15 protein-coding genes are annotated in these 18,799 nt (G+C 48.3%); 7 read left to right on the top strand and 8 right to left on the bottom strand.

Features of this window, described 5'->3' with window-relative positions:
* Nucleotides 1–752: 752 nt before the first annotated feature.
* Both dnaK and GC178_17325 read right to left on the bottom strand, forming a co-directional pair.
* The gene (gene dnaK / locus GC178_17330; protein ID MBI1289333.1) at nt 753–2,654 is read right to left on the bottom strand and encodes a molecular chaperone DnaK; all 1,902 of its coding nucleotides are present in this window, start codon (nt 2,652–2,654) and stop codon (nt 753–755) included.
* Nucleotides 2,655–2,812: 158 nt separating this feature from the next.
* Nucleotides 2,813–3,979, bottom strand: a complete 1,167-nt coding sequence (locus GC178_17325; protein ID MBI1289332.1) for a DUF4249 family protein — start codon at nt 3,977–3,979, stop codon at nt 2,813–2,815.
* Nucleotides 3,980–4,024: 45 nt separating this feature from the next.
* On the opposite strand from GC178_17325, the gene GC178_17320 reads away from it, so the two are divergent.
* From GC178_17320 to GC178_17300, 5 genes are all read left to right on the top strand, one after another.
* On the top strand, nt 4,025–5,422 hold the full coding sequence (locus tag GC178_17320; GenBank protein ID MBI1289331.1) for a hypothetical protein: 1,398 nt from the start codon (nt 4,025–4,027) through the stop codon (nt 5,420–5,422).
* Nucleotides 5,423–6,238, top strand: coding sequence for a 3-methyl-2-oxobutanoate hydroxymethyltransferase (gene panB, locus GC178_17315; GenBank protein ID MBI1289330.1), 816 nt, complete (start codon nt 5,423–5,425; stop codon nt 6,236–6,238).
* 38 nt (nt 6,239–6,276) lie between these two features.
* Entirely contained in the window at nt 6,277–6,969 is a 693-nt protein-coding gene (locus GC178_17310; GenBank protein MBI1289329.1) for an RNA pseudouridine synthase, read from the top strand.
* Between the two features lie 67 nt (nt 6,970–7,036).
* Entirely contained in the window at nt 7,037–9,397 is a 2,361-nt protein-coding gene (locus GC178_17305) for a T9SS type A sorting domain-containing protein (GenBank protein MBI1289328.1), read from the top strand.
* Nucleotides 9,398–9,406: 9 nt separating this feature from the next.
* On the top strand, nt 9,407–9,865 hold the full coding sequence (locus tag GC178_17300; protein ID MBI1289327.1) for a hypothetical protein: 459 nt from the start codon (nt 9,407–9,409) through the stop codon (nt 9,863–9,865).
* Here GC178_17300 and GC178_17295 read toward each other — a convergent pair.
* Entirely contained in the window at nt 9,859–10,737 is an 879-nt protein-coding gene (locus GC178_17295) for a 4-hydroxy-tetrahydrodipicolinate synthase (protein ID MBI1289326.1), read from the bottom strand. The two genes, GC178_17300 and GC178_17295, sit on opposite strands and share 7 nt — an antisense overlap.
* 119 nt (nt 10,738–10,856) lie before the next feature.
* On the opposite strand from GC178_17295, the gene GC178_17290 reads away from it, so the two are divergent.
* Complete coding sequence (locus tag GC178_17290) at nt 10,857–11,054, top strand: hypothetical protein (GenBank protein MBI1289325.1); 198 nt, start codon at nt 10,857–10,859, stop codon at nt 11,052–11,054.
* Nucleotides 11,055–11,059: 5 nt separating this feature from the next.
* On the opposite strand, the gene GC178_17285 is transcribed toward GC178_17290, so the two are convergent.
* The 3 genes from GC178_17285 to GC178_17275 form a co-directional block, all read right to left on the bottom strand.
* The gene (locus GC178_17285; GenBank protein ID MBI1289324.1) at nt 11,060–11,641 is read right to left on the bottom strand and encodes a hypothetical protein; all 582 of its coding nucleotides are present in this window, start codon (nt 11,639–11,641) and stop codon (nt 11,060–11,062) included.
* A 77-nt stretch (nt 11,642–11,718) separates the two neighbouring features.
* Nucleotides 11,719–12,921, bottom strand: coding sequence for an aspartoacylase (locus GC178_17280; GenBank protein MBI1289323.1), 1,203 nt, complete (start codon nt 12,919–12,921; stop codon nt 11,719–11,721).
* A 3-nt stretch (nt 12,922–12,924) separates the two neighbouring features.
* Entirely contained in the window at nt 12,925–14,799 is a 1,875-nt protein-coding gene (locus GC178_17275) for a CBS domain-containing protein (protein MBI1289322.1), read from the bottom strand.
* Between the two features lie 68 nt (nt 14,800–14,867).
* Here GC178_17275 and GC178_17270 point away from each other — a divergent pair, with 68 nt between their 5' ends.
* Nucleotides 14,868–16,043, top strand: a complete 1,176-nt coding sequence (locus GC178_17270) for a T9SS type A sorting domain-containing protein (protein MBI1289321.1) — start codon at nt 14,868–14,870, stop codon at nt 16,041–16,043.
* Nucleotides 16,044–16,142: 99 nt separating this feature from the next.
* Here GC178_17270 and GC178_17265 read toward each other — a convergent pair whose 3' ends face one another.
* Complete coding sequence (locus GC178_17265) at nt 16,143–17,588, bottom strand: PDZ domain-containing protein (protein MBI1289320.1); 1,446 nt, start codon at nt 17,586–17,588, stop codon at nt 16,143–16,145.
* A 98-nt stretch (nt 17,589–17,686) separates the two neighbouring features.
* A complete protein-coding gene (locus GC178_17260; GenBank protein MBI1289319.1) occupies nt 17,687–18,652 on the bottom strand; it encodes a hypothetical protein in 966 nt (321 codons plus the stop codon).
* Nucleotides 18,653–18,799 lie beyond the last annotated feature (147 nt).

Genomic DNA, 18,799 nt, shown 5'->3' with positions numbered 1-18,799 from the left:
GTCGCCCAGACCAGGTGTACTGTCAATCGTGAAACAGTATGTCCATTCGATCGCTGCTCTGCTACTGACGAAAGGTATACTTTTTAGAAGCTGAAAGCGACATGCACTTAAAGTGCATAGTTTTAACTCTTTCTGTGACCACTAAACTACCACCGACTCAGGTCGGTGGATTTGGGAATCTGTCGTCAAATGACGACTTGACAAACCGATGCAATAATAAGATGAAACACTTTTATCTAACACAGATTGGAAATCCATCGACAGAATAATCAATCTAAAGACTTCGCCTAAAGGCGAGGGATTTTCTCCCATTCCCCGTATGTGACATCAAACGACCCAAATGAAATCAAGAAAGCTTGGAAGGAACTGTGGAATGAACTTCCTCATCAAGGTTACGTTGGACTTGCTTGATCGTCTGGACAATGGTCTCCTTGGTCTTAGTCATGATGTATCTGTTTTGGTATATCCAGTCTGAAGCATCATATTTGAGCAACTATGTCAATACCGTGTTTTGAACCTGTATGTCGTAGACTTTCAGGGGATGCTCGTATGTCATCCTGCCCTTTTCAACCTTATTCAGAAAGGCCTGTTTAAACCATGTGATTCCTCTTACTGCACCTTTCCCTCCTACTTTCTTGTTTTCAGTAATAAATCGACTCGTTGTCAGACTAATTTAAGAATCGGACATTATGAACTAAAAAGCCCGCCATGTCAACACATGGCGGGCTTCGTTATCTCTAAGCGATTGGAGATTACTTCTCCTCTTTCACTTCTTCGAAATCCACATCGGTCACTTCATCATCAGCTCCTGCTGAAGCTCCAGCGTCTCCGCTTGGCTGACCTTGTGCATCCTGCGTTGCCTGATACATCTCCTGCGAAGCAGCCTGCCAAGCAGTATTGATTTTCTCAAGTGTCGCATCAATGGCAGCGATATCACGGGTTTCGTGAGCTTTCTTCAACTCGGCCAAAGCAGACTCGATCGGCTCCTTCTTCTCTGCAGGAAGCTTATCACCGAATTCCTTCAGTTGCTTCTCTGTTTGGAAGATCATCTGATCGGCAGCATTCACCTTATCAGCTTCCTCTTTCGCTTTCTTATCCGCATCTGCATTCGCTTCAGCCTCTTGCTTCATCTTCTCGATCTCTGCATCTGAAAGTCCTGAAGAAGCCTCAATTCGGATGTTCTGAGATTTTCCAGTTGCCTTATCCGTAGCAGAAACGTTGATGATTCCGTTGGCATCGATATCGAATGTCACCTCAATTTGAGGAACTCCGCGCGGTGCTGGTGGAATGTCGTTCAGGTGGAACTTACCGATGGTTCGGTTATCCTTGGCCATTGGGCGCTCTCCTTGCAACACGTGCAACTCAACCGATGGTTGGTTATCCGCAGCCGTGGAGAAGGTCTCAGACTTCTTCGTAGGAATGGTCGTGTTCGCCTCGATAAGCTTAGTGAACACACCGCCCATGGTTTCGATACCAAGCGAAAGTGGCGTTACGTCAAGAAGAAGTACATCTTTCACTTCTCCTGTAAGAACTCCACCTTGGATGGCCGCACCTACAGCCACAACTTCATCTGGGTTTACTCCTTTCGAAGGTGCTTTTCCGAAGAAATCCTCCACTACTTTCTGAATGGCTGGGATTCGAGTTGAGCCACCGACAAGAATTACTTCGTTGATGTCTGACTTGTTCAGACCGGCATCTTTCATGGCCTGCTTACAAGGCTCCAATGTTGCTTGGATCAGTTTATCGGCCAATTGCTCGAATTTCGAACGGCTCAATGATCTTACCAAGTGCTTTGGAATACCGTCTACCGGCATGATGTAAGGCAAGTTGATCTCTGTTGAAGTGGAACTTGAAAGCTCGATCTTCGCCTTTTCAGCAGCTTCCTTCAATCTTTGAAGCGCCATTGGATCTTTGCGTAGATCCACGCCTTCATCGTTCTTGAACTCATCTGCCAACCAGTTGATGATCACCTCATCAAAGTCGTCACCACCAAGGTGTGTGTCTCCATTGGTTGATTTCACTTCGAAAACCCCATCTCCCAATTCAAGGATGGAAATATCGAATGTACCACCACCAAGGTCGAATACTGCGATGGTCGCGTCTTCTGTCTTTTTATCAAGACCGTAAGCCAAAGCTGCTGCCGTTGGTTCGTTGATGATACGCTTCACCTTCAGACCAGCGATCTCGCCTGCTTCTTTGGTTGCCTGACGCTGTGAGTCGTTGAAGTACGCAGGAACGGTAATTACCGCTTCGCTCACTTCTGTTCCAAGGTAGTCCTCAGCCGTTTTCTTCATTTTCTGAAGAACCATGGCAGAGATCTCCTGTGGCGTGTACTCGCGGTCATCGATCTGAACACGTGGTGTGTTGTTGCTTCCTTTTACCACTTTATATGGTACGCGACCGGCCTCAGCTACTACTTCAGAGAAACTTGAACCCATGAAACGCTTGATGGAAGCAATGGTTTTCGTTGGGTTTGTAATGGCCTGACGCTTGGCTGGATCTCCCACCTTGCGCTCGCCACCGTCTACAAATGCAACGATGGATGGAGTTGTTCTCCTCCCTTCACTGTTTGGGATGACAACTGGTTCGTTACCTTCCATTACGGCAACGCACGAGTTGGTTGTTCCCAGGTCTATTCCAATTATCTTACTCATTATGTTGGTTTTTATCAGTTCGTAAAAAAGTTGACGCTTGGCATTAGTCACAGACCATGCCACCGGAAATAGGCATCCACTTTCGGGAAATTATGTCAGTTACGAACGTTTCAGGCCTGAAAATGCCTGACAGAATGGTGACAAAACGGCATCGACCGTTAGTCGTTGATAAAGCCGAGGTTCTTGGTCAGGTCTCCGCTCACCAAAAAATCGGCCGCTGTTTCCGACAGATAGAGTCCATCAAATTCAACCTTCGTGCGCGTGGAGAAAACACCCAATCCGTTATTGATATTGGTGTAAACCGGTTTATCGGTCAATACACCGGTGTTTGTTGGATTGTTGATATCGATGTACTGAAACAGTTCATCTCCAGCCATGCGGAAAAAGAAATCGAAATCGTGTGTGTGGTTATCACCGGGGAACGGATCTTCGGGGTCACCATCTGGAATTCCGATATACCTCGTAGCATCCGGATTCACATCAATGGCCGTACCTATTTTATTATAAACGCTTGAGGCAGTAAGCTGCAACTGCCAACTGGCAGACGTAGCATCCGGTTCAAAGGTTGAAACTCGCCACTCAATAGACTTATTTGTAGATACACCTCCAATGACCTCGCGATAATGGAATCGCATCCAGAATTCATATTGAACAGCCCGTTCGGCCTTGTTGAAACGGACCGTGTAATCCTTGTATTCGCCTGACGTATTAATAAGGTCCAATTTGCGGGTGGTACCCGGAAAGGCGGGTGAATTCTCATTCGGGTTGTTCCATGTAAACGAGGCATCGTTGATGATGGACGTGCGGGAATCGGCAATTGGAGTTACTGTATCCATGTTTGCAACTGTCATGGCAGCGGTCATTCCATTAGGTCGTTTCTTCAAACGGATCTCATAGTCTCTGTCTGCATGAACAGTGACCGTGCTGGTTCCAGAAGCATCGATCACCTTAGAAGTGCTGTACAAACGCTGTACGGGGCCAAAGAAATCCACCACTTCATCATTCGGGTCACCGGTGTCCTTTGTTGCGATCATTACTGTGTCCAAATGCCAGCGGTTGCTGATGGAATTTCCGTTGTACTCCACCAACTCGACAAACAGATCGGAATACTTGAAATAGGACGAATCTGGTTCCAAGGCCATGACAAAAGCAGATTGCGTACCCAAAAATGCTTTCTGAATTCTGAAATACTGGGGCGATTCGTGCGGGTCGAGCAATCCGTAAACCAACGGAACTTCCTTATAGGCACCTGTAAGATCGAAATCGGTACTACAGGAAGAAAAAAAGGTCAGCAATGCAACCAACGCTATGGCATATCGTAGCATACACATTTGTTTGAACGCCCAAAGATAGCACCCTAAGAGGAAGACATGGCCCAGATACTCGCTAATAACCGCAAGATTGACCGTATTATTACAATTCTACGACCGTTTGCCGTGGCTCTCTTTATTGGAGTGGCCATGCTACCAAGTCACAGTTTCGGTCAAAATCCGATAAGCCTCGATTACAATGAGGTCATGCTCCGGGAGGATTTCTCGGCACAGAATGAGAACTGGCCTTACCTCACTACCATGGAGAATCTTTACGTGCCAGACAAGGATGAGTATTTCATGCATCGCAGGAACAAGACCAATCCGTACGCCATCATCACGGATTGGAAGAACAACCTTTCACGGTTCAATATTCTTACTACGCTGAAACTCGGCCCTACGGAAGATGCCAATCAGACCATCGGTGTCATTTTTCTGGTGCAGCCAGATGGTAAAGGTGCTATCGTATTCGAATTCAATAAGTTCAAGCAGTATAGGATCAAACAGCTTGTAGGAGCTTACTATAAGTTCCTATCGGGAGACAATGAAAGTCAAGGTTGGGTCAAGTCGTCTGCCTTGGCGGGAAAGAATGAGTACAATGAGATCGATATCCGTGTAGATCTGCCGCAAGTTGACATCTACTTGAACAAGAAGTTCATTCAATCTTTCGACCTACCTGACTACAAACCAGGAAATATGGGCTTCCTGATCGGACCTGACACCAAAGCCAAAGCAGACTACTTCTATGTGTATTCTACGGCTGAAGAAAAAGTGGAAGCCGCGTTGGAAGCGAAAGAAGTAGAAGAGAATCAATCAGCCACCGAGCAGCTGGCCAAAATGCGCTACGAACTGGAACAGGAGAAACGTAACCTGCGCGAATGCCAAATGGAACGCCAAAAGGCTGTTTCGGTGCTGGAGGATGAAATGGGAACGCTACGCCAGCAGAATGAGAAACTGGCCACTCAGAACCGCCAACTGCAGGAATTCAAAAATCAAGTCCTGGTTGAGGTGGATGAAGATGTTTTCCTGACACTTGCCGAGAACCTGAAAACAGAGATCATCAAGAATCAGAAGCTCGAAGCACAGGTTCAGGTGTACAAGGATTCGCTAAAGCTTACGCACATCAAATACAATAAGTTGAAACTTGCGCTTTTGGACAAGGCCATCAAAAAAGCGGAAAAGGAAAAAGAAGTAAGAGACCAGCAAGAGGCCGCTGAGACCAAGAAGGAGATCGAAGAGGAACTCCGTGACAAAAAACTGAAAGCGGAGCAAGAAGAATGGGAAGCAGAAAATGCGGAAGTGGAAGCCAAGATAGATTCAGCCTTGATTTCGAACCTTAGCATGGAACCTGAAAAAAAGGACTCCACCCCTATTTCACCCAAAGAAGTTTCGGAAGAACGAATAGAAGCACGACCTTTGCCCGTGAAAGTGCGAACTGCACGTAAAAAACAGGAGTAAATGTCCGTACACAGATCGGTAAAGAAAATTACCACCCACGTACTTCAGGAAATGAAGCGTAACGGTGAGAAGATCGCCATGCTCACCGCTTACGATTACACCATGGCGCGAATCCTTGACCAAGCAGGAATTGATATTCTGCTTGTAGGTGATTCGGCCTCGAATGTGATGGCAGGTCACGAAACCACGCTGCCGATCACCTTGGATGAGATCATCTATCATGCATCTGGCGTTATTCGCGCAGTGGAGCGCGCGCTGGTGGTGGTTGACATGCCTTTCGGTTCCTATCAGGGAAATTCACGCGAAGCGTTGGCCTCAGCTATCCGCATTATGAAAGAATCTGGTGGTCATTCCATTAAAATGGAAGGCGGCCGCGAGATCGTAGAATCCATAGAACGTATTCTTACTGCTGGAATTCCCGTCATGGGACATTTGGGGCTAACGCCACAGAGCATCTATAAGTTCGGAACGTATACCGTTCGAGCGAAGGAGGAAGCTGAGGCTCAGCGATTGATCGAAGATGCCCATATTCTGCAAGAGGCTGGATGTTTTGCCATCGTACTGGAAAAAGTTCCAGCCAAATTGGCTGAGCGTGTTGCGAGTGAACTTCAGATCCCGATCATCGGTATCGGTGCAGGTAATGGCGTGGATGGCCAGGTGCTTGTAACGCACGATATGCTGGGAATGAATCAGGAGTTCAGCCCACGTTTCCTGAGACGCTATCTGAACTTGGCCGAGGATATGACGATGGCGGTAAAATCCTACATCTCGGATGTGCGCAGTCGCGACTTCCCGAACGACAGCGAGCAATACTAAGCCTCCCTTCCACCCCGAATTGATATTGCCAAAACATTATGGCCAAACAGACCATTGAGATACTTTTTGAAGACAATCACCTCATTGCGGTGAACAAACCTGCTGGACTGTTGGTGCAAGGTGACAGCACTGGTGACGAAACCTTGGCCGATCTGGTAAAGGAGTATATCAAGCAGACCAAGAACAAACCTGGTGATGTTTATCTTGGAATTGTTCACCGATTGGACCGACCCGTTAGTGGCGTGATTCTCTTTGCCAAAACATCCAAGGCGTTGGTGCGCCTGAATAAGATGTTCGCGGAGCGAGAGACCAAAAAAGTGTATTGGGCGGTGGTCATAAAACGCCCAGAACAGGAGAACGGGAAACTCGTTCATTGGCTGAGAAAGGACCAAGAAAAGAACAAGAGCAAGGCGTTTGAAAAGGAGGCGAAATACTCCAAGTATGCTGAACTGAACTACAAGATGCTCCGTGGTTCTGACCGCTACACCCTTTTGGAGGTCTTTCCGAAAACAGGCCGCCACCATCAGATACGCGTTCAGTTGGCCAAAATGGGCTGCATTATTAAAGGAGACCTGAAGTATGGTGCTCCGCGAAACAATGAAGACGCCTCAATCCATTTACACGCAAGGCGGTTGGAACTGATGCATCCAGTAAAGAAGGAACCGATCGTTATCACGGCCCGCGTTCCGAAGGAAAATCTCTGGCAGGAGTTTGAGAAAATGATGAAGTGAACTTGCCTCTCTGATTCACTTCTCGTCCCTAAACGTTTTTTGAAGACAATTTACCCCATTACTGGAGATGTATATTCGCGCTAACCAATCATTCCAAATGAAAAAGATCTATTCCTCTATCGTATGTTTTCTAATTGCGGGACTCTCAGTTGCGCAAGTTCAGCATGGCGGCCAACCCATTGGATGGGAAAGTGCCGGATCCACCAGCACGGTTGCATTTGTACGTCTTCCAGAAATTGACAGAGCAGCATTGGCAGCTGAAGATGCCGTTACCGATCAGTACAAGGAGTTTGCTTATCGGTTCGGGGTTGAACGTTCGGTTTCTCTGAACACGACCAATTCGGGAACATGGACCGAGGAAGAAGGGAAGCATGTGTGGCGATTGGGAATCCATGCACCACAGGCCAAGGGCGTAAGCGTCCTTTTCAATCATTTCAACATCCCCAAAAAGGCCAAACTGTTCATCTATGATGCGGAACATACCCACTTCATCGGCTCGTTCGACCATACCAACTGCCAGGCCAACGGTATGCTTGCCACCAGTTTGGTGTATGCTGAGGATGTGACCATCGAACTCAACATGCCGTCTTCCATTCCAACCGAAACGGTCGATCTATCGATTAGTCAGATCGTACATGCCTATCGTGGACTCGATTCAAAGTTTGAGGAGCTGCGCGGTTCGGCCCGCAATCCGTTCGGTAGCAGCGGAGCCTGCAATGTGGGTATCAACTGCCCTGAAGGCGATGACTGGCAATTGGAAAAGCGAGCGGTTGCGTTGATCGCAAGCGGAGGAAGCGCGCTCTGCTCCGGAGCGCTTGTCAACAACACGGCAAACGATGGTCATCCATATTTCCTTACGGCCAACCATTGCTTAGGAGGTGGTGTTGGCAACTGGGTGTTCTATTTCAATCATGAAGCATCTACCTGCACAGGAAACACAGGTCCGACCGACCAAAGTGTTTCGGGTGCAAGCCTGCTGGCAAACAATGCAGGTTCGGACTTCGGGCTCATCGAGATCAACAATGGAAATCCGATACCGGAAAGTCTTCAGGTGGAATTTGCCGGTTGGGACAATACGGACTCCCTCAGCTCTGCCACCTCGGTCACGGGCATTCATCATCCTGCCGGAGACGTGAAGAAGATATGCCATGACGCGGATGGTCCTACCCAGAGCTTTCAGGACAATGCAGAAGTTTGGCTTATCGGTGAATGGGAATTTGGCGTTACAGAAGGCGGTTCGTCCGGAAGTCCGCTCTTCAATCAAGATCATCGAATCATAGGCCAGTTATACGGAGGTTACGCGGCATGCAGCGGAACCGTGAACAATGGAGAATCCGATTGGTACGGCCGGTTCGGAGTTTCGTGGGATGGAACGAGTTCGAGCACTCGCCTTCGCGATTGGCTGGACCCTCAGAACACGGGCGTTACTTCATTGGATGGCTATCGTGTCGAATATGAACAGGACGCAGCGGTCGGTGCCATTACCAATCTGTCATCAACCCTTTGTGTTACCGATCCTGTCGATCCGATCTTCGTTCTGAGAAACAACGGACTGAGCGATCTTACATCATGTACCATTACTTACAACTATAATGGCGGTACCAACCAAATCATTAATTGGACCGGCAATTTGGCGCAAGATCAGACCGAAGACGTTCCCCTTTCATCGTTCATTCCTGTTGTGGGAATCAACACAGTTACCGTAGAAGTATCCTCGCCCAACGGACAGACCGACCAGAACCCTTACAACAATTCCACGTCTTTCGATTTTGACCTTCTGATCGGTGAGCAGGTGATCTACCTCACCTTGGAAACAGATAATTACGGATACGAGACCTATTGGGAACTGCACGGGCCGAACAACCAATTGGTGGCCTCTGGTGGCAACACCAACGTTGGGGCGAACGGTGGTGGCAACCAAACGGCCGGACAGAACGATCCGGGATCTTATGGCAACAACACCACTATAAACGACACCATTCAGCTTGATGGACAAGGCTGCTATACATTTCTAATTGTTGATGACTACGGAGACGGGATCTGCTGCGGGTTCTTGAGCGGCAATGGCAGCTACACGCTTACAGACGCATTCGGAACCACGCTGGCCTCGGGCGGTGAATTTGGAAGCGAGGAGGAAACAACCTTTGGCATGGTCGGTGGACTTGGAGTGAATGAGGCCAATCCACTTGACCTCAACCTCTACCCTAACCCATCAAACGGTTTGGTGACAGTTTCCGTGGCCAATGGTTCATCCATCAATTCGGTTTACGTTACGGATCTCTCAGGAAAGATTGTTTATACGCTTTCGCAAGGTTTCAGCAAGCGTATGGAGCTCGATCTGAGCAAGTTGACGAATGGCATTTATATCGTTAACGTGTTAGCGGAAAACGGTATTTCCTCCAAAAAGCTGAGTCTTCTCAGAAACTGATGCACCGCGATGCGAAGCCTGATAATCGTACTGCTGATCTCTGTGGCATTTTTCTCATGCAAGAACAATGGACAAAGCACGAGTAGTGCTACCCAAAAGCAAGCAGAAGCTGCTGAAACGCAAAAGGTGAAAGACATCATCGTCAGCCGCGAACGGAAACCACGGGAGCAGGATTTTCAAGTGTTGAGCATGAACTGTTCGAAAAATGTACTTACCGTGATCTTCCGATACAGCGGAGGCTGCAAAGAGCATGATTTCAACGCCTACTTTTCCGGGTCATTTATGAAAAGTCTTCCGCCACAGGCGTACATCGATTTCGAACATTTCAACCCCGACAACGACCCGTGCCGCAGTTTGGTGAAGGATACGGTCAACTTCAATTTGGAACCGATGCGTTACCAAAGTGGTAACGAGGTCATCATTACGTGGATCGGAGACCCGAACATCACGGCCACGTACACTTACTGAACCGACCGTACAGTCTGCGTCAACTGCTGTCTGAGTTTGTCTGAAACAGGCACCAGCGGCAAACGCATGTTCTCCTCGCAGATGCCAAGTGCCTGAAGCGCACATTTCACTCCCCCAGGATTTCCTTCCGCGAATAGCAAATTGACAATATCGAACAGTTGATACTGGAAGCTGCGGGCGGTTTCGTAATCACTTGCCAAACTGGCCCGTATCAACTCGGAATATTGCTTTGGAAGCGCGTTGGCAACTACGGAAATAACGCCATCGCCTCCGCAGGCGATCAACGGCAGACTGAAGTTGTCATCTCCCGAAATAACCAGGAAATCGGCTGGTCGGTCTTTGATGATTCGCATGCATTGATCCAAGCTGCCAGAAGCTTCTTTGATGGCAACGATGTTCTCAAAATCGTGCGCCAAACGGAGCGTGGTCTCTGCAGCCATGTTCGAACCCGTTCTACTTGGAACGTTGTACAGAATGATCGGCAACGGAGAACAGTCTGAAATGGCTTCGTAATGCGCGTAAATTCCGTCCTGTGTCGGCTTATTGTACATTGGTGAAACCGACAGAATGGCCGTCAGTCCTGTTTTATCCAAGTTTTTAAGTTGCGTACAAACAGCCGAAGTGTTGTTGCCACCAACGCCCAGCACCACAGGCAATCTTCCCGCATTGGCGCTTACCACACAATCCAGCACATCTTCCTTTTCCTGCTTGGTCAGCGTTACGCTCTCACCTGTTGTTCCGAGCACCACCAGATAATCCACACCACCCTGCACCAAATGGTCGGTCAGTTTTTCAAGGTGATCGTAATTGACGCTGCCATCTGCATTGAATGGCGTTACCATGGCCACGCCTGTTCCTTTCAGTTCTTTCATAAGGCAAATGTACCAGCAACTCCGCAAAAAACAGAGCCTCTTTAGAATCACTTTGGGATGTGATGTTCGTCAACTTTTAAGGACCAAAGAGGTCGAAGTTTGAACAAAAATTCAACCTCATGAAAAAGTATTTTCTACCACTACTGATCTTAACACTGAGTGCGGGATTCTCATCCTGCAAGAAATGCGCAGAATGCGATTGCAGCTTTGGCGATCATAATTTCTGTATGGATGAATACGACTCCAAAGACCAATACAATGCAGCCATTGCCAACCTTGAGGTTTCCGGTTGTACATGCAAAGAGAAACTGAAGTAATAAGCTTACTTCTCAGTAGATCCGTCCAACATTTTCAGGTAATGCATTACCTGATCGATCAGATATTGCAGGTCTGAGTTGCCATCCACATCGATCATCAGGTCGTAGAACTCTTTGAACTTCTCTCCGTAGCGACCGACCTTGAAGTGCGCGCGCGAAAGCCCGACCACAAAAAGCAGCGGAATGAACTTGTTGATGCGAAGATCGATGAGAATATCGAACGGTTCGCTGATGAACCCGACCACTTTCCTACCCTGCGGTTTGTAGTACCAATTGAAGTCTTCGCGGGTAAAGAAGTCGAAATCCTGACTTGATTGAAGAAAGGACGCGACCTCCGCCTTTGGCACAAAACCCAAGGCTTTTACTGAACGTAATCCGCCACCTCGCAATCGGTCTGCGAACTCGCGTATCTGTTTGAAGGTGCGTTCATCACGCGCATTGAAGATGATGCCAATGCTTCGGGCCGAATCGAGTCCCACGCTCTGCACCTCGCGGTTACGGATGCGCATTTCCTTTTTGAGAAAATACGAACCGGCCGTTTTCCGAAACCTATCGATGAACGGTATGTCCTCAATCCACTTTTTCACTACTACAAATTACGGAGAATGCACCTGTGACGGTTTCAACGCTTGTCGAGATTTGTTAACACCAACGTGACGATAACCTACCGTTTTAGGGCCACACCGCGCACATCGAACTCGCGCTTACTGAAACGGATCTCATTCTCCAAGCGCTGCTTGCTCCTGTAACCGAGCAGGTGAAAGATGTCGATGGCCAAGAACCGCGCGATACGTTTGTTGACGATAAGCGTATGCCTTTCTTTCGGATCGCGGCTCACACCGGGCAAAAGTGTCAGTACATTTTCGAAGCGGACCTTCCTTAAAATTGCTGATAGATTCAACCAGAATGCATTCACTTCGCGGATAAGGAAGAAGCCGTCATCGCCCTGCGATTGATACAATGGCATGAACACACGGCCATTCTCCGGAGAGAGAATTTCGCCATCTGCATTGGTGGCAAGCACTTCGCCTTCGACAATTGGTTGAAGATTGGCATAACCAGGTTTCATTTTGAACTGCTCTTCAGGCTTCACGCCCTTGCGGTGATAAACCTCAAATACTTTTCCGTGATCCGAATTGGAAGCAGCCAGCGTCATCTGGTGCCTGCCAAACTCAGGAGCGTCCGTTGCACTGATAAGTTCGCCATATACAAGGGATAGCCACACAAAGGCCTTGTGATACTTGATGCTGTCTTCCGAATGGTGCTCGCCTGCTTCGAATGCCAGCGATGGATAACCGATCTCCATCACCCAACTCAACAGCGGGCCGACCAGAAACTCTTCGATACCGATAATGACCGGAACAGGGAATTTCGTAGCGAAATCGCGGTTGATGAGCGTATCGTTGAGGGTGATGAAGGGAACGGTTGGTGCAGATGTGGTGTGCAGATCGATGCAATAGACCTGATGTTCGTGCTTAGCGAATATCCCTTTACAGATGTTGTACAGTTCAATCTGCTCCTTCTCATCCGCATTCATCTCTGATTCAGAGACTTCTCCTGCTTCAATTCTTCGGATGCGTTCTTTGGTCCAGATGCGGTTGAGATCAATCTGCTCATAACGCTGATCCTGTTCCAGCGAATGCATGTTTCCAGCAATGGCGTAGATGCTGCCGCGGATCTTTGGCTTCAGCGTTTTCAGTTCTTCCATCACTTCAATGAGCGCCACCACTCCAGACGACTCATTGCCATGAATACCTCCGAAAAAGACCAACGCTGGACCTTCCTCTTCTCCATGAAACTCGCCAATGATGCGCTCCACCTCGAAATGTTGGTTGCGCGCCTTGCTGTAAAACCGTGCTTTCCTCAACGCCTACTCGTCTTCCAATTCAACGAGGTCAAACTTAGTGATAACGCCCACCAATCGACCCTGATAAATGACAGGAAGTGAGCCGATCCCCTTCTCTATCATGAGATTCTTTGCTTCTGCAATGGGCGCATTGGGATCGATGGTGATAACCTTCCGCTCCATGATCTCGGACGCGAACATATTCCCGAACGAACCACGTTTTTCACGCTCCCTTGCAAGTAGTGTTGATGTGATGACGCCGATGCACTCGCCCGCCTCGTTTTCTACTGGAACGTGATGAAAACCGCGCCATTTCATGATCTTCTCCACCAACTCCACAAGGTCGAATTCGTGCACGGTCTGCGGATCAGTGCTCATTACCTGATACACTTTGTGCAACTTCAGTTCCTTGCCTGTAAGCTGTTCTTTGGTTGCCAGCGGCCATTCGCCAACGGGTTTTCCGCTGGTCTGATTTCGGTGCATCAACGCGGTCATTCTGCGCAGCGAAACATCCCGCAAATGACCATCTTTCAATGCGCGGTAAGCACTCTTCATCCATTGTGCCCCATTGCGCGAGCTTAGCCGCTGGCGGATGACGCCCAAATAATTCCGAATGGAAGCATCATCGATTCCCGCTTTGCGGAGCCCTTCTTCGGCAATGGGCAGGAATTCATCCTGAATGAGCTGCTTGGTATCCACCACTTTGCCCATCCATTGCAACTTGGTTTCCATGCCGCTGATGGCCGCCCGCAGGAAATTGGCCTTGGCGCGCTTGAAATCCATCTTCTCCCAGATCCGCGCATATTCTTCGGGCATGCCTTTCATCAACCCGACCCAAAAGGCCATGTTGGCCATTTCGTCCATGATGGTCGGACCCGATGGAATGTAGCGGTTCTCGATGCGAAGATGTGCCACGCCATTTGCCTCTCCGTAGCAAGGTCGGTTCCAGCGGTAAACGGTTCCGTTGTGCATGCGCAGGGCTTTCAGCTCTGGAATGCGGCCATTCTTGAGTTCGTCCAACGAATCGCGTTCAATGTCGCCTGCCACCAAGAATGTGAAACGGGCAATATCCTCTTTGAAGATTTCCGAGATGGATTCACGCACCCAGCGTGTTCCGAATGTAACGCGCGGCTGCTGCTCGCGAATGAGCGTGGAACCACTTCGTATATCAATACTCTGCTGGAACAGCGCGATGCGCGTTTCGGCCCAAAGCTCTTTACCTAAAAGCAAAGGTGAATTGGCGCAGACGGCCAGCACCGGACCGGCAATGGCCTGCGCCCAATTGTACATGGCAACGGCATCATCCTGTTCTATCTGCAAATGCGCCTGAAAACTGGTGTTGCATGCTTCAAAGACAATGGAATCGTGCTTGGCAATGAGTTGATCCACCCCTTGAATATTCAACTCGAAATCTCCGCCTTTGTGTTCCCGCATTACGCGGTTCAACTCCGCAAACCGTGGATTCGCGGTCATGTGTTCAAACTCAATATGACGAGGTGTGATCGTAGGAAGAATGCCTGTGAGGATGATATGCATGTTGCGCTTTTCGGCCTCCTTCTCTGCCCTTCCCATCAACTGGCGCAACTGATGCTCCATCCGCTCGAAAGAGTCTTCCGTCAGTCGCTGTGGGTCAAGGTTCAGTTCCAAATTGTACTTGGCCAACTCGGTTGTGAAATGCGGATCGCTGAGTGCTTCCAACAGTTCAGAACTGGCATCTTCCGGTTCCCAGTTGCGGTTGGTGATGCAGAATTCCTGCTCCGCACCAATGCGCTGCACGCCCGATTCGAACAATCGTTTCTCGACCATCAGATCGAACGCATCAATGTCGTGCAGAATATGTCTCAGAAAATTGGCGCGTTCGCGCAGATCGGTAATGGAACGTACAGATTGCTCTCCCATATTACAATGTTTGGCAAAAGGTAGCAATTGCAACAATTTTTACCTTAGCACAAATTCAAATCATCGAAATGAAAAAACTATTACTTCTACTTTCAATTGCGGTAAGCATGACCGCCACAGCTCAGCAGATGGATCACATCTCATGGGATTATCAGGGTGAAACCCGCGAATATTTGCAGTACGTACCAGCTGTTTACGATGGTCAGGAAGCTGTTCCGTTGGTAGTGGCGCTGCATGGATTGGGCGACACCATCGGCAACTTCCAAGGTGTCGGTTTCCAGTACGTGGCCGACACGGCCAATTTCATTGTGGTGTATCCGCAGGCACTTGAGTACATTTTCCAAGGTCTCTTCAATGTGGGAACTGCATGGAATTCGGGTGCGGGGATGGATGTTCCCGGGTTCGGGACCATTTATCCGAATGAGAATATTGATGATGTCGGTTTCTTGAATGCGCTGATGGATACCGTTAGTTCTCACTACAACATCGATCAGAACCGGATCTATGTGACCGGTTTCAGCATGGGCGGTTTCATGACCAATAGAATGGCCTGCGAGTTAAGTAACCGTGTTGCTGCCACGGCCTCTGTTGCCGGAACCATCGGAAGCGGCATCACGTGCAATCCGGGAACTACGATGCGCGTATGTCATTTTCACGGAACGAGCGACACGAACGTTGGCTACGGAACGGATGGCGGTGGTGCTCAGGACAACAATTTTGGCATGAGTGTGACGGAATGGCTCAATTTCTGGACCACGAACAATGGCTGTGGTTCCGTTTCGCTTGAGGGACGTTTCCCTGATACGGCCAACGATGGCTACACGGTGGATTACCTTGAATACGCGGGCTGCACAGATAACACACGCGTGGTGCATTACAAGGTGAACGGTGCGGACCATGTTTGGCTACCCGACAGCCAATCTGGAAGTGATGTTTACTACACGCTGGAAATTTGGAAGTTCTTCCTTGGACTTTCTCCGAACAATTTGAGCTTGGCAGGAATTGCAGATGCAGAAGTTGACCGGATCGGTGTTTACCCGAACCCGACAACAGGAACGTTGCGCATCGATAATGCTACAGCAAAACTGAAGCGCATCGCAGTTTTCAACATGACAGGACAAAAGGTGAAAGAATTCTCCGGGCTTTCAAGGATCATTGATGTGAGCGACCTGCAAACAGGCGTTTACCAGATCATGGTGGCAACGGAAGACGGAATCTTCTCCAATTCGTTTGTGAAGGAGTGATCTGAAACATTCATCCGATGAAATAAGAGGGCCGAAGCGATTTCGCTTCGGCCCTCTTTCTTGCGTAACTACCTCGTTCTTCCCCCCTATCCTGTTTCTTTACTGTTTCACCAGTTTGCGTGTAAACTGCTTTTCGCCTTGCGCAATAATGAGGAAATACATTCCGCTCGGGTGCATGCTGATGTCAATATGGTTGCGGTAACGACCATCGAAGTTGTTGAGGATCTCTTCATAGATCTTCCTTCCAGACTGATCGAAAATGAGAACACGTGTATCCTTGTCCTCTGCCAGTTCGAACATGAGGTTGAACTGTCCGTTGCTCGGATTCGGTGCAAATTCAATCTTGTTTTTCGGAAGATCCTTTTTGAAATTGACTGAGGCTGGTTTCGCCAACATGGCTTCTTCCTCCTTGCTGCAATCCTTCAGCTCAATGACCACATTCACTTCCTTGACAACATCAGGAGCATAACGCATGATGCGCGTATGATGCGGTGCCAATGAGCGCTTTCCCAATTCGCCTTTGGCGGAACTTACTTTCCCATCCCGTTCGAATTCTACGGTCAGTTCGTCTCCAACCTTCTTTTTAGCGATCAACGCAGAAACCTCCTTGAAATCGCTCACCGAACTTCCATCCAATTTCAGTACGCGATCGCCAGCTTGGAGTCCCATCTTTTCGGCTGCGCTTCCTTCAACCACCGAACCCAATTCCACTCCTTCAGCATCGGTTTGTTTTCCTGGAGTTACTCCCAAGAATGGCATCTCGTTATCCTTCACATCAAGATCGAAGTTCATATCCTTCAGTTGCTCCATGAACTCTTCATCCATATTGATGCCGTGGTCGAAGAAGAACTGCTTGTCGTTCGGGTCGAACTGCCTCTTAAAAACCCGAATGTTCTTGGATTCACCCAGCGTTACTTTCTCTTCCTGCTGAACTCCATCGCGCAGATATTTGACAATAATCTCATCACCTACATTTTTGGAAGCTATCAGATCCCGCAATGCTTGTTCCGAAGTGACAGGATCATCATCAACTTCAATGATCACATCATCTTCCTTGAACCCTGCCTTCTCCGCTGCGCTTCCTTCCACAATGTCTATTACCAATGCTCCTCGAATTCCGTTTTCATCATACGTGGAAATGAAAACGCCAAGCTGTGCCTTCGTATCTTCTTCCTCCATATCATCAAACCAAGTAAGATCCTCATCACCGAAAACGCGTACTTTCAGGTCTTTGCTGGTATCTCCGCCAACTTCCTTCTTCACCTTTATTTCGATGCGTTCTCCAGTACCCTGGATGTCAATATCCTTCAGCACATCCAGTTCCCTGAGAATGGCCTGAATATCCTCGCCATCTACAGCATCGAGCTCTTTGGATATTTTCTTGGTCTCACCATTTTCGGAGACCTCAATATCGATTTTCAATTTTTGGCTCTTGCTTTTCGAATCGGCATTCTGTGCCTGTCCGTAAGTGAACAGACCTGCCACCAGCATGGCGATGACCGTACTCGACTGAAATAAAAGGTTGAACTTTTTCATGGCTATCATTTTTTGTTCAACCAAAGTTAGCCGAGACGATTTTTGCCAAATGTTAGCGCATGTTAATGAGTGTTAACCACATAAAAGTGGAACTCTGAGAACTTCGTTTAAAGTAAAATCTTGATGGATAAGACCGTGTCCTTCGAGTAGACCCTTACAATGTAAAGTCCAGGTTGCAAACCTGTAGGAAGCGTGAATCTATCCGAGTTCGGGTTGAAGATCCCAACCAAGCTTCCGTTGGCGGCAAAAACTTCCACCATCTGCATTGCATCCGTTGCCCTCAATTGCAGCGATTCACCATTTCGAATGACCTTCACAGGCGATTCGTTGGATACATCCTGTAGCCCATTCGGTACTTCAGTATCGTTACAGAAATCGTAGAATTGGAAGTTCAGGACATTCCCAGAACTCCAGTTGAACGGTTGACTGATACTTGGTGAGCCGTACCAACTGTCGGCAGCCACCGTCATGGTCGGACCTCCGCCTGACGGCTGACCGAGCGCATAAAGTGTATAACTGTACCGCGCATGTGGGAGACAAAATCCTTTGAACCAGTACTGTTCATTCGCAGTCATGGTAAGCACGCCCGAATCGATGATCGAATTGGTGCTATCAAGCAGGCTCCAAGCGAAATCACCGAGCACCAACGCACCACCCCAATTCTGAAAACCGATGATCAATGAATCGCATCCGGCATTCGGGCAAAATGACTGATCGGGACTCCATTCGCACTCAAGGTTTTGGAAGAAACCACTATATAACCTCAAAGTGCCATTGAATGTCGAATTCGAATCATGAACTCCTGGCCGTACATTCAGCAAATGCACAGATTGTTGTCCAATACCGAAATAATTGACCGTTTCGAGAGCAACTGTATCGCCATTGTCATCCAGCAGAACGAACCCAGGATAATCGAATATCTCGTTGGTATTATGATTCATCACCTTTACCACAATCACAGAATCGGTAAATGAGCTGTACTGAATGGACACGAACTCCAACGAATCGCACGCGGTTTGTGCGTTTGCTAAGGTTGAAATGAGAAAAAGGAAAAAAGCGAAAAGGTGTTTCATGTTGAATGGCTTCAACAAAGAAACGCAATCAAGATCGATAAAACTCAATCAACAGGCATGGAATCACTTATTAGGGAATCTCTCGGTAACGGCCAACCACTCAAGTTGATAAGAGAACCTTGGCAAATCCGTCACCGAGTTCACAAT

The organism is Flavobacteriales bacterium (assembly GCA_016124845.1).
Taxonomy (GTDB): Bacteria; Bacteroidota; Bacteroidia; order UBA10329; family UBA10329; genus UBA10329.
This window is presented reverse-complemented; position numbering and strand designations above follow the sequence as displayed.

Excerpts from the sequence above, each read along its gene's own strand:
- GC178_17270 (MBI1289321.1), top strand. The coding sequence starts at position 14,868 with ATGAAAAAACTATTACTTCTACTTTCAATTGCGGTAAGCATGACCGCC.
- GC178_17325 (MBI1289332.1), bottom strand. The coding sequence starts at position 3,979 with ATGCTACGATATGCCATAGCGTTGGTTGCATTGCTGACCTTTTTTTCT.
- GC178_17290 (MBI1289325.1), top strand. The coding sequence starts at position 10,857 with ATGAAAAAGTATTTTCTACCACTACTGATCTTAACACTGAGTGCGGGA.
- GC178_17310 (MBI1289329.1), top strand. The coding sequence starts at position 6,277 with ATGGCCAAACAGACCATTGAGATACTTTTTGAAGACAATCACCTCATT.
- GC178_17260 (MBI1289319.1), bottom strand. The coding sequence starts at position 18,652 with ATGAAACACCTTTTCGCTTTTTTCCTTTTTCTCATTTCAACCTTAGCA.
- GC178_17295 (MBI1289326.1), bottom strand. The coding sequence starts at position 10,737 with ATGAAAGAACTGAAAGGAACAGGCGTGGCCATGGTAACGCCATTCAAT.
- dnaK (MBI1289333.1), bottom strand. The coding sequence starts at position 2,654 with ATGAGTAAGATAATTGGAATAGACCTGGGAACAACCAACTCGTGCGTT.
- GC178_17275 (MBI1289322.1), bottom strand. The coding sequence starts at position 14,799 with ATGGGAGAGCAATCTGTACGTTCCATTACCGATCTGCGCGAACGCGCC.
- GC178_17320 (MBI1289331.1), top strand. The coding sequence starts at position 4,025 with ATGGCCCAGATACTCGCTAATAACCGCAAGATTGACCGTATTATTACA.
- panB (MBI1289330.1), top strand. The coding sequence starts at position 5,423 with ATGTCCGTACACAGATCGGTAAAGAAAATTACCACCCACGTACTTCAG.
- GC178_17305 (MBI1289328.1), top strand. The coding sequence starts at position 7,037 with ATGTATATTCGCGCTAACCAATCATTCCAAATGAAAAAGATCTATTCC.
- GC178_17300 (MBI1289327.1), top strand. The coding sequence starts at position 9,407 with ATGCGAAGCCTGATAATCGTACTGCTGATCTCTGTGGCATTTTTCTCA.
- GC178_17265 (MBI1289320.1), bottom strand. The coding sequence starts at position 17,588 with ATGATAGCCATGAAAAAGTTCAACCTTTTATTTCAGTCGAGTACGGTC.